The sequence below is a fragment of the Actinomyces sp. oral taxon 849 str. F0330 genome, assembly GCF_000239715.1.
Taxonomy (GTDB): Bacteria; Actinomycetota; Actinomycetes; order Actinomycetales; family Actinomycetaceae; genus Actinomyces; species Actinomyces johnsonii.
This window is the reverse complement of the sequence record NZ_JH470348.1, coordinates 72136-84337: the sequence shown is the minus strand read 5'-3', so window position 1 is coordinate 84337 and position 12202 is coordinate 72136. Positions and strand designations below refer to the sequence as shown.

Annotated in this window: 6 protein-coding genes, 1 pseudogene and 1 riboswitch; of the genes and pseudogenes, 6 read left to right on the top strand and 1 reads right to left on the bottom strand. The window is 66.5% G+C overall.

The genetic code is table 11. The features are described from left to right. The first annotated feature begins 280 nt into the window (after positions 1-280). On the top strand, positions 281-3874 hold the full coding sequence (dnaE, locus tag HMPREF0975_RS00345; protein WP_009232088.1) for a DNA polymerase III subunit alpha: 3594 nt from the start codon (positions 281-283) through the stop codon (positions 3872-3874). A gap of 294 nt (positions 3875-4168) precedes the next feature. Beyond that, positions 4169-6145 carry a BCCT family transporter gene (locus HMPREF0975_RS00340; RefSeq protein ID WP_009232087.1) on the top strand — a complete coding sequence of 659 codons (1977 nt, stop codon included), beginning with the start codon at positions 4169-4171 and terminating at the stop codon, positions 6143-6145. 26 nt (positions 6146-6171) lie between these two features. On the opposite strand, the gene HMPREF0975_RS00335 is transcribed toward HMPREF0975_RS00340, so the two are convergent. Next, the gene (locus HMPREF0975_RS00335) at positions 6172-6438 is read right to left on the bottom strand and encodes an RNA-binding S4 domain-containing protein (RefSeq protein WP_009232086.1); all 267 of its coding nucleotides are present in this window, start codon (positions 6436-6438) and stop codon (positions 6172-6174) included. A 186-nt stretch (positions 6439-6624) separates the two neighbouring features. Here HMPREF0975_RS00335 and HMPREF0975_RS00330 point away from each other — a divergent pair, with 186 nt between their 5' ends. From HMPREF0975_RS00330 to HMPREF0975_RS00315, 4 genes and pseudogenes are all read left to right on the top strand, one after another. Continuing rightward, positions 6625-9072 (top strand): right-handed parallel beta-helix repeat-containing protein, encoded by a 2448-nt coding sequence (locus HMPREF0975_RS00330; RefSeq protein WP_009232085.1) that lies wholly within the window; start codon positions 6625-6627, stop codon positions 9070-9072. Between the two features lie 81 nt (positions 9073-9153). After that, positions 9154-9516 (top strand): hypothetical protein, encoded by a 363-nt coding sequence (locus HMPREF0975_RS00325; RefSeq protein ID WP_009232084.1) that lies wholly within the window; start codon positions 9154-9156, stop codon positions 9514-9516. A gap of 129 nt (positions 9517-9645) precedes the next feature. Continuing rightward, positions 9646-9730: riboswitch (SAM riboswitch) on the top strand. Between the two features lie 4 nt (positions 9731-9734). After that, positions 9735-10919 (top strand): methylenetetrahydrofolate reductase, encoded by a 1185-nt coding sequence (locus HMPREF0975_RS00320; protein WP_009232083.1) that lies wholly within the window; start codon positions 9735-9737, stop codon positions 10917-10919. Continuing rightward, positions 10916-12202 (top strand): annotated as a pseudogene (locus HMPREF0975_RS00315) (5-methyltetrahydropteroyltriglutamate--homocysteine S-methyltransferase); the annotation flags it as partial. The gene HMPREF0975_RS00320 and the pseudogene HMPREF0975_RS00315, both read left to right, overlap by 4 nt.

The window sequence follows — 12202 nt, the reverse complement described above, 5'->3', positions numbered from 1 at the left end:
GCCCAGCTCGGCTCTGTGTGCCGAGCCGGAGACAACAAGGGTGTGCCCACTCCGGTGCTCGACCTCGCCCGCGCCGTCCTGGCCCCGCGCGAGGCCGCCGCCCGCGCCCGGATCTGACGGCCACCGGGACGAACCTGTCGACGACGTCCATCGGGGCGGATTCCTCACACGCACCCGCCCGGCCACTCCGGGAATGTCCAGCCGGCACAGCGCAATCCTGGCGACACCACCGCCGGCCGCCTCCCGGAGGTGGGGCGCCCCGCGGGCCTAGGATGGAACCATGGCGCAGACGACCGGTCAGGAAGAGGCAGCCCCCAAGGACGACTTCGTCCACCTTCACGTCCACACCGACTACTCCATGCTGGACGGTGCCGGAAAGATCAAGGATTACGTGGCCGAGGCCAAACGCCTGGGTCAGCCCGCCTTGGCGATCACCGACCACGGCTACATGTTCGGCGTTTACGAGTTCTACGCGGCCGCCAAGGCGGCCGGCATCAAGCCGATCATCGGGGTGGAGGCCTACATGACGCCGGGCACCTCGCGCTTCGACAAGACCCGTGTCTTCTGGGGCGATGAGTCCCAGAGAAGCGACGACGTCTCCGCCCGCGGCGCCTACACGCACATGACGCTCCTCTCACGCAACAACGAGGGCCTGCACAACCTCATGCGTATGGACTCCTTCGCCTCCCTGGAGGGCCAGTGGGGCAAGGCTCCCCGCATCGACCGAGAGCTGCTCTCCCGCTACGGGGCCGGTCTCATCGGTTCCACCGGCTGTCCGTCGTCGGAGGTCCAGACCCGTCTGCGCCTGGGCCAGTGGGATGAGGCCCTGCGCACTGCCGGAGAGCTGCAGGACATCTTCGGCAAGGAGTTCTTCTACGTCGAGCTCATGGACCACGGCCTGGAGATCGAGCAGCGCGTCACCAAGGACCTGCTGCGCCTGGCCCAGAAGCTCGACGCCCCGCTGCTGGCCACCAATGACTCCCACTACGTGCGTCCCGAGGACCGCACCATCCAGGACGCGATGCTGTGTATCAACTCCGGCTCGGTGCTCTCCGACCCCGACCGCTTCAAGTTCGACGGCGACACCTACTACCTGCGCCCCGGCTCCGAGATGCGCCGGCTCTTCTCCGAGATGCCCCAGGCCTGCGACAACACCCTGCTCGTGGCCGAGCAGTGCGACGTGCACTTCCGTACCGTTGACGAGGGCGCCTCCTTCATGCCGGCCTTCCCCGTCCCCGAGGGGGAGACCGATGAGTCCTGGTTCGTCAAGGAGTGCTGGCGCGGCATGGATCGCCGCTTCAACGGCGACATTCCCGAGGACTGCCGCAAGCAGGCCGAGTACGAGATCAGCGTCATCACCCAGATGGGCTTCCCCGGCTACTTCCTCGTCGTGGCCGACTACATCAACTGGGCCAAGGCCCACGGCATCCGGGTGGGGCCGGGGCGCGGCTCGGGCGCCGGGTCCATGGTCGCCTACGCCATGGGCATCACCGAGCTCAACCCGCTGCGCCACGGGCTCATCTTCGAGCGCTTCCTCAACCCCGAACGCATCTCCATGCCCGATATCGACGTCGACTTCGACGAGCGCAGGCGCGACGAGGTCATCGAGTACGTGCGCGAGAAGTACGGCGCCGACCGCATCAGCCAGGTCGTCACCTACGGCGTCATCAAGGCCAAGCAGTCCCTGAAGGACTCCAGCCGTGTTATGGGCTACCCCTACGCGGTCGGCGACCGCCTCACCAAGGCCATGCCCCCCTCGGTCCAGGGCAAGGACATCTCCATCAAAGGCATCTTCAACCCCGACGACGAGCGCTACGGGGAGGCCGAGGAGTTCCGCAAGCTCCACGCCGAGGACCCCGACGCGCAGAAGATCGTCGAGCTTGCCAAGGGTCTGGAGGGCATGACCCGCCAGTGGGGCGTCCACGCCTGCGCCGTCATCATGTCCTCGGCGGCGCTGACCGACATCATCCCCATGATGCAGCGCCTCCAGGACGGCGCCGTCATCACCCAGTTCGACTACCCCACCTGCGAGCACCTGGGGCTGCTCAAGATGGACTTCCTGGGGCTGCGCAACCTCACGGTCATCTCCGACGCCCTGGACAACATCGTCGCCAACGGCAAACCCGCCCTGGACATCGACCACGTCGAGCTTGACGACCGCGCCACTTACGAGCTGCTCTCGCGCGGGGAGACTCTGGGCGTCTTCCAGCTCGACGGCGGTGGCATGCGCACCCTGCTGCGCCTGATGAAGCCCGACAACTTCGAGGACATCTCCGCCGTCGGCGCCCTCTACCGGCCCGGCCCCATGGGGGCGGAGTCCCACACCAACTACGCGTTGCGCAAGAACGGCCTGCAGGAGGTCGTCCCGATCCACCCCGAGCTCAAGGAAGCCCTCGAACCGATCCTGGGAACCACGCACGGCCTTATCGTGTACCAGGAGCAGGTCATGAAGATCGCCACCGACCTGGCGGGCTTCTCGATGGGCAAGGCCGACGCTCTGCGCAAGGCCATGGGCAAGAAGAAGATGGACATCCTGGCCAAGATGTTCGTCGAGTTCGAGGCGGGCATGGTCGAGGCCGGCTTCTCCAAGGAGAGCGTCAAGACCCTGTGGGACGTCGTGGTCCCCTTCGCCAAGTACGCCTTCAACAAGGCCCACTCGGCAGCCTACGGGGTCGTGTCCTACTGGACGGCCTACCTCAAGGCCCACTATCCCACCGAGTACATGGCGGCCCTACTCACCAGCCAGAAGGACAACAAGGACAAGCTGGCGGTCTACCTGGGGGAGTGCCGCCACATGGGCATCACCGTGCTGCCTCCGGACGTTAACGCCTCGCGGGCTCAGTTCTCCGCGGTCGACGAGGATGTGCGCTTTGGTCTGTCCGCGGTGCGCAACGTCGGTATCAACGTCGTCGACGCGATCGTGGCCGCCCGCCGGGAGAAGGGCGAGTTCACCTCCTTCGAGGACTTCCTCGACAAGGTTCCCGCCGTCGTGTGCAACAAGCGCACCATCGACTCCCTCATCAAGGCCGGTGCCTTCGACTCGCTGGGACACACCCGGCGCTCCCTGCAGGCCTGCCACGAGGACTTCGTCGACGAGGTCATCGGCGTCAAGCGCAATGAGGCCGCCGGCCAGTTCGATCTGTTCGCCTCCATCATGGGTGGCTCCGACGACGCCGGCGACTCCCCCTTCGGCAACGGCCCGGTCTTCTCCTCGGACGTGCCTAACCTGCCCGAGTGGGATAAGAAGGACAAGCTCGCCTACGAGCGCGACATGCTGGGGCTCTACGTCTCTGATCATCCGCTCATGGGCCTGGAGGGCCTCCTGGGAAAGCTCGCGGACAAGGAGATCTCCGAGCTCCATGAGAACGACGAGCTGCCCGACGGCGCCATGGTCACCATCGCCGGCCTCATCACCTCGCTGACCCGCAAGACCACCAAACAGGGAAACCTGTGGGCCATCGCCCAGATCGAGGACCTGGCCGGAAGCATCGAGGTGCTCTTCTTCCCCCAGACCTATCAGACCGTCTCCACCATGCTGGCCCCCGACACGGTGGTCACGGTGCGCGGACGTCTCAACCGACGTGATGGCCAGGTCGCCCTCTACGCCCAGGAGATGACGATTCCGGACATCTCCAGCGCCGCCCACGAGGCGGTCCTCATCACGCTGCCCGCCAACCGGTGCACCGGGCCGCTGGTGGAGCAGTTCAAGGACGTGCTCACCAAGCACCCGGGAGGATCCATGGTGCGTCTGACGCTGACCAGCCCGGGGCGCGAGGTGCGTACTCAGCTGGATGCCTCCCTGCGCGTGGAGGCCTCGCCGGCCTTCTACTCCGACATCAAGGCACTGCTGGGACCGGGGTGCTTGCGCCACTGATCGCGTCCCTATGACAGCATCCCCCGATGCAGTCGAACTCACACAGGCCTGCCCGAGCGTCGAGGGGACCGCACGGTCGCGCTTCGGCCGTATTCCTATCCAGACTTGGTAATCATCAGGTCGGAGGCCCTTCGAGCCCGCTTCCAGGAAGATCGGCGCGAGCTCCGGAGCGGCATCGCGTCTTCCTCGCGGCGTCCCCGCCAGCATGCTCTCTGGTAGTGGCTTTTCAGTATCTTGATACGCTCGTTACATCCTAAAGCGGTCAATGACCGCATTTGTCTACGAGGTTATTTGATGAGTGACGAGGATCTGACCCCTCCAACGATGACACAGGAGCAGGAAAACTCTCCGCAAGAAGAGGCACCCTCCCAGGACACGGCCCCCACACCCGCATTCCACACCTCACCGGCAACGGTGAAGCGGCGGCAGCGCCACCTGCTCGAACGCCTGAGACGATCGGTCTCCCGCCAGCCCCACGATGCGGGGGAGGGCATGGACAAGGTGGTCTTCGGTATCGCCGCGAGCGCCACCATCGCGTTCGTCGCGTGGGGCTTCATCGACCCGCACGGGCTGGGGAGGATCTCCAAGCGGGCCCTGGGCGGAACGATCAGCAACTTCGGGTGGCTGTTCGTGTTGTCCTCAACCTTGTTCGTCGTCTTCATCATCTTCGTCGCGGCCTCGCGATTCGGCAAGATCCCTCTGGGAGGAGACGCCGAGGAGCCCGAGTACAGCACCAGCTCGTGGGTCTCCATGATGTTCGCAACCGGAATGGGTATTGGTCTGATTTTCTACGGGGTTGGTGAGCCTCTGTACTTCTACATGTCGCCCCCACCAGACACCGTCGATCCGCAGACGGCCAAGGCCGCCAGCACCGCGATGGGAACCGCCCTGTTTCACTGGACCATCTACCCGTGGGCGATGTATGCGCTGGTCGGGCTGGGAATGGCCTACGGCACCTATCGTCTGGGGCGCTCCCAGCTCTTCTCGGCGATGTTCACCTGCCTGTTCGGGCGCCAGGCCATCGACGGCATCGGGGGGCGCATCATCAACATCCTGGCGATCGTGGCCACCCTGTTCGGCTCCGCCTGCTCCCTGGGCCTGGGGGCGCTGCAGATCGGCGGAGGTATGGTGTCGACCAACCTGGTCGACAAGGTGAACTCCGGGATGCTGGTTGCGATCATCGCGGTCCTGACGGCGTGCTTCGTCGCCTCCGCCATCTCCGGCATCGAGAGGGGCATCCAGTGGCTGTCGAATATCAACATGGTTCTGGCTGTGCTGCTAGCGATCATCGTCTTCGTCGGCGGGCCCACGCTGTTCATCCTCAACATCATCCCCTCGGCGATCGGTGACTTCATCAACGAGCTGCCCACCATGGCCTCGCGCACTGCGGCCGTCGGCAACACGGAGCTGACCGACTGGCTGTCCTCCTGGACGATCTTCTACTGGGCCTGGTGGATCTCCTGGACCCCTTTCGTGGGCATGTTCATCGCCCGGATTTCGCGCGGCCGTACTATCCGGCAGTTCGTCACCGGTGTCATGTTCGTGCCCTCGGTCGTCTCCCTCATCTGGTTCGCCATCTTCGGCGGTGGCGCCATCGGTCTGCAGGAGCGGGCCGAGCGGGCGGGCGAGGCGGTGGACGCCCTCGTCCGCCTCAAGGCTGACGGCACGCCCGACCTGAACTTCGATACCATCCTGTTCGATCTGCTCAACGCCATGCCCGTGCACAAGGCGGTCCTCATCGTGCTCATGGTCCTGGCGGTCGTTTTGGTGGCGATCTTCTTCGTCACCGGCGCGGACTCCGCCTCCATCGTCATGGGCGGGCTGTCGGAGAATGGGGCGACCGAACCGAGCCGCTTCACGGTCGTCTTCTGGGGTGTGGCCACCGGCGGGGTGGCCTCGGCCATGCTGCTCGCCGGAGGAGACGATCCAGCGGAGGTCCTCACCGGTCTGCGCGACATCACGATCGTCTCGGCGCTGCCCTTCGTCATCGTCATGCTGCTGCTGTGCGTCTCGCTCTACAAGGACCTCAACAACGACCCGATGCTGCTGAGGCACTCGCTGGCCAACCAGGTCCTGGTCGACTCGGTGACCACCGCGGTCACCACCGCCAGCGAGCCGCATGAGGTCGAGACCATCGAGCTGCACACCAGGCTGTCGTCCACCACAGACAAGGACGACGAGGGCGGTGCGGGCGATGATGAGCGAGAACCCGACGCCGTCGAGGGCGCAGACGACGGACCCACGGATCCTGACGGGAGCCGGAACGGGTAGGCCGTGTCAGTGCCGAGGTCCGGGGCTCATCGTCCGGGCTCCGGCTGCTCGACGACGGCGCCGATCTCGCCCGAGGGATGCGCGACCACCACCACATCACGGTCCGAGAGGCGGTGTCCGCGCCTCGTCTCCGTGACCCCGTTGACCGTGACGTCGCCGGACTGGATGGCGATTCGCGCCTCTGCGCCGTCCTCCACCAGACCGGCCAGCTTGAGGAACTGTCCGAGCTTGATGCTTCCGGACACTGAGACGGCCGGGTGCGGGGATGAGTGCTGAACTGTTGCATGCGTCATAGGCCGATCCTCCCAGAGAGAGCCCGGCCGACGCACATCGAACCTGGTAGCACCCGTGGTGAGCCTGTGTAGGCGGCATGGATGAGAGAAGGCTCTCTCAGAACTAAGCGGATATAACGGATGCCAAACACAATTTATCACGGTAGGGTAACGGCGTTCTGATAACACTACGGAGACGGAGACACCATGAAGCGTCGAATCGTCGCCCAGATGGCGGTACTCGCACTATCGCTGTCGGCGCCTGTTCTGGCCGTGACTCATGCGCCAGAAGCGGCCGCTGCGGACGGCAACACCATCCATGTCTCAGCCGAGGGAGGGGCGGACTCGGGAGACGGAACCGCTGCCAAGCCCTTCCAGACCATCGGAGCCGCGCTCAAGGCGGCCGGTAACGGCGACACCATCGAGCTGGGCAACGGCACCTACCGCGAGGGTGAGCTCGCCGTGGACAAGGGAGTGACCATCAAGGCCGCCGAGGGTGCCAAGCCGGTCCTCACCGGTGCCGAGGTTCCCGCCAACTGGAATGCGGGAGGCGACGGCAAGTGGTCCACTGGCGGTGACATGGTCCGCTTCTGCACGGTCTGCACCATCAACGCCGATCCCGCCAAGGAGGGGATCGCCGCTCACCCCGAGCAGGTGTTCGTTGATGGTCAGCCCCTGACCCAGGTGCTCAGCCGTGACGAGGTCACCGCGTCGACCTTCTTCGTCGACGACCCCGACCCGGTCACCCTGAAGAACCCGAACAACAACCAGGACGGCTACAACGTCAAGCCGCACCGGGGCACCTCCTACGTCATCGGCGTCGACCCCGCCCAGCACCAGGTCGAGGTGGTCCAGCACTCCCGGGCCCTGTCCTTCAACACCGACAACATCACCCTGTCCGGGCTGACGGTGGAGAAGTACTCCGCGGTCCAGCGCTGGGACTACGAGGACCCCGAGATCGGTACCATCTCCGGTGGTGGGATGGTCGTGGCCGCCCACGGCGCCCCCCGCATCGAGAACTCGACCTTCCGCTACTCCTCGACTGCCGGTGCGCTGCAGGTCATCGACTCCACTAACGCGTTCGTGTCGAACAACCTTTTCGAGAGCAATGGCTCCAACGCCTTCGGCGTCAACGACTCCACTGGAGCCAAGGTCGAGAACAACCTGTGGAGGAACAACAACACCTCCGGCTTCATCACGAAGGACTGCGGCGCCTACTGCACCTTGGCCGACACCAAGATCACCCACTCCAAGAACATCCGCTTCGCCAACAACACCGTGGACTACTCGGCCACCGGCGTGGACATCTCCGACCCCACGGCCTATGACCAGAACCGCGGTGCGGGCGTCTGGTTCGACGAGGGCGTGATGGACTCCGAGATCGTCGGCAACTACTTTGTCAACGTCCCGGTGGCGATCTTCAACGAGGTCTCCTCCAACAACCTCATCGCCTCCAACATCGTGGCCGGGGCTGGCGTCGGCATCCACATCTCCGGCTCCAACGACTCCCGGGTGTGGAACAACACCGTCTCTCACGCGCTCACGAGCCTGTGGATTCAGGAAGATTCCCGTTCCGACGGCTGCAACGCCCGTAACGCCCAGGGAGTATGCACTCAGGTGCAGAAGTGGAGTGCTCAGCACGGATTGAGCTGGGACACCACCAACACCACGGTGATGAACAACATCTTCTCCTCCGAGCAGACCACGCCCAAGCCCGGGGATGAGTGGCGCTACTCGTCGATGGTGCAGGTCATCGGCGCTGCCAACGATGATGGCTCCGGCGCCGTCTACGCCAACGAGATGGTCTCCACCATCGACTACGACGCCTACTACCGCCACGAGAACCCCCAGACCCTGTCGACCACGGTCCTGTGGAACTGGGGCGCCGACCGCTCGACCCAGTCGATCAACGCCGAGAAGCTCTCCGACTTCACGGCCGACCCGAATGTCAAGGCAGCCGGCAAGGAGTCCAACGGTCTGGACCTGCACGGTTCCCCGGAGAACAACCCGTTCTTCGTCAGGGAGTCCGCCAACCCGATGGACAAGACCTCTGACTTCCACCTCAAGGAGGGCAGTCCCGCCTCCGGCACTGGCCACGCCCTGCCCGAGGACATCGCCAAGACCCTCGGCGTCAATGCCAACGTTGCCGTGGACCGCGGCGCGCTGGTCAACGTCGCTTGGGGTGGCGGTGCCACCCCGGGTGCCGGTGACAACGCCGGTGGCAACAACAACGGTGGTAACAACCCCGGCAATGGCAATGGTGGCAACGACAACAACGGCAACGGCGGTGACAACGCCGGTGGCAACAACAACGGTGGTAACAACGCCGGCAATGGCAATGGTGGCAACGACAACAACGGCAACGGCGGTGACAACGCCGGCAACGGCTCTACCACCGCCGGCACGGCCAGCCAGGGTTCGGCGAGTACCAACGCCTCCGACTCCAAGGCGGGGGCCGGCCAGAAGAACTCCAGCGTCGCCAAGCCCGGCGCCAACGCCAAGGCCGGTCAGGGACAGAACGCCGCTGCCGCCGCTGCCGCAGGCGGCGGTCGGCTCCCGCTGACCGGTGCCGGCATGACCGCCGTCGTCCTGGCGGTGGCCGCCATCGTCATGGGAGGCGGCTTCATCCTGGTACGCCGTCGCATGGCCGACTGATCGGTACCGGTCTCGGGGTGGGAGTGGGATGCAGTGACCGCGCTCTTGTGAACGGGTCCGGACAAGCCGGATCATCGCACTGTGTCGCAGTCACTCGCCATCGTCGTCGGTAACCGCTTCCTCGTGGGGGAGAGGATGTACCGGCTCACCCCGGGACTGGCCCAGTCCACTCTTGCAGCACGCTCCGTCCTTATCGACGTCGCCCAGCACCGTGAGGTCATCACCTACGGAGAGCTCAGCGAGGCGATCGGACGGAGCGTGCTGCCGCGTCATATGGGTCCCCTCCTCAGCATGATCGATCACGACTGCGCCGCCCGGGGCGAGCCGGGCCTGGCTGCCCTGGTGGTCTCGGCGGCCACCGGTGAGGTCGGCACCCGCGATGAGAGCTGGGCGCCGCCCCAGCGGCGCGCCTGCTGGATGCAGTGGGGCAGGGGCGCCCGCTGACCCGGCCTGCCCACGGTGCAGCGCCACGGGGCGGTGCCGGTGGGGATGGGACGGCTCGCGGACCGGGTAGGTCGATCTCACTATTCGGGACGTCGGATGGGGTGAAGGATGCTCGTGGTTTGATACGCTCGACCATCCAGAGCGGCCGAGAGACCTGGTTCGATGACGCCGCAGCAACCCGGTGCGCGGGTGCTTCAGCCAGGATCGATGGAGACGACGTGCTAGACAACGAGCCCACGGAGCCCACTGCAGCAATCGAAGGCCGCAACGATGATCCGGGCGACGCCGAACGGGCGACGAGCCGCTCGCTGCCCACCGTCAGTCTGGAGCTCTTCCCCCCTCGTGCGGGCAAGGCCGCCTCAGCCACCTGGGGACGCATCGACAGACTCCTGGCCACCGGTCCCGACTTCGTGTCGGTGACCTACCGACCGGCCTTCGTCACCGACCCGGTGCCTGGAAGCGGCGAGAAGGGGCGCTGGCAGCAGCGCGATGCGCCGCGGGTGCGCGCGGTCCAGGAGGAGTCCAATCCATCCGAGGGCGTTCTCGCCCATGTGCTCGGCTCCAGCGCCGTCCCCCTCATGGCGCACCTGACCTGTATCGGTTACCGCAAGCGGGAGGCCGTCGACATCATCACTCGCTTCCTGCGCATGGGAGTGCGGCGCTTCCTCGCGCTGCGGGGCGACCCCCCTACCGGCACCCGGGCCGACGACGTCGCCGGGGAACTGCGCCACGCCGACGCCCTCGTCCGAGTCATCCGGGAGGTCGAGGCCGACTACTTCGGTGACGGCAGGCGCCATGTCACCATAGCCGTGGCCGCATACCCGGCCACCAACGACCACATCGAGGCCATCGAAGTGCTTGCCTCCAAGCAGGCCGCCGGGGCCGACCTGGCGATTACCCAGGTGTTCTACGATCCGGCGGACTACGTGGCCCTGACCAATGCCGCCTCCTATGCGGGCGTGAACATCCCGATCCTCCCCGGCGTCATCCCCCTGACCGACCTGGGACGGCTCACCCGCCTCGAGGCGCTCACCGGGGTCAAGGTGCCCGACGCCCTGCGCTCCTCATTGGGGTCCGCCAGCGGCGCCACCCTCGTGGAGCGCGGCATCGGTGCGACACTCGACCTGGCCACGGCGCTACTGAGGGCCGGGGCGCCCGGACTGCACCTGTACACCTTCAACCGGACCCGCCCCGCCCTCGACGTTATCAGCCATCTGCGTCTGGGCGGCATCCTGGCCGGGGCTGCCCCCGACCGGGAGGTGCGCGACGCCGTCGACCGCGGCTACCTCCAGGCCACCCCCGGACGTGGCCCCTCCTTCCTGCGCTGCGGTTCCCCGGGCGCAGCAGTTTCTTCCCGTCACCCCGTCCAGCCTCACACCACCATCACCAAGGAGAACGCATGAGCGCCAACCCCGAGTCGGCCGCCTCCGCCTCGCCGGCGGAGATCGCCGTGACCGAGTCGCAGGTCCCCTCGGCACCCCTGCCGGGGGCCACCATCCTGGGCTACCCACGTATCGGTAGGGACCGTGAGCTCAAACGCGCCGTGGAGTCCTTCTGGAAGGGGAGCCTGGACCTCGACGAGCTCAGCCGCGCTGCCGCCGAGCTGCGCGGAGCGACCCGCTCTCGCCTGGCGGAGCTGGGCCTGACCCAATCCGCCTCGGTGCCCGCGGACTTCACCCTCTACGACCAGGTCCTCCAGGTGACCGCCACCCTGGGTGCGGTCCCCGCCCGCTTCCGCGACCTGCTGGACGCCGATGGAGCCCTCGACGTCGAGGGCTACTTCACGTTGGCCCGTGGTGAAGGAGCCCGCCCCGCCCTGGAGATGACCAAATGGCTCGACTCCAACTACCACTACCTGGTTCCCGAGATCGATGCTTCCACCCCCATCGGCTACGTCGACACCGCCATCGCCGACCAGGTCCGTGAGGCCAAGGAGGCCGGGGCGGAGGTGCGCCCCGTCGTCGTGGGACCGATCAGCTACCTGCTCATGGCCAAGCCCTCCGACGAGGCGGCCGAGGGCTTCCATCCCCTGGATCGGCTCGGCGACGTCCTGCACGCCTACGGCCACCTGCTCATGGACCTGCAGAAGGCCGGCGCCACCTGGGTCCAGCTCAACGAGCCCGCCCTGGTCTCCGACTCCTGGAACGTCGATCGCGAGCGCATCCTCCAGGCCGTGCGCGACGCCTACACCTGGCTGGGCGCCATCGTGGAGCGCCCCCAGATTCTGGTGGCCGGAACCTACGGCTCCCTGGGCGACGCCCTGCCCGTGCTCGGGCGGGCCCCGATCGAGGCCGTGGGCCTCGACCTCGTGGCGGGCTCGCTGCCCGAAGCCGGCGACCTGGCCTCCCTGGAGAGCAAGGCCGTCGTCGCCGGCGTCGTTTCGGGACGCAACATCTGGCGCACCGACCTGGACGCGGCGCTGAGCACGCTCGAGCAGCTGCGCGAGCACCTGCCCGAGGGTACCCCCATCACCGTGGCCACCTCCACATCCCTCCAGCACGTGCCTCACGACGTCGAGCGCGAGACCGCCATCGACCCGCAGATCCGCTCCTGGCTCGCCTTCGCCGACCAGAAGGTCGGCGAGGTCATCGCCCTGGCCAGGGGACTGGCCGAGGGGCGCGAGGCCATCGCCGCCGAGCTCGCCCAGGACGCCGACCTGCGCAACCAGCGCGCAGCCCACCCGGGC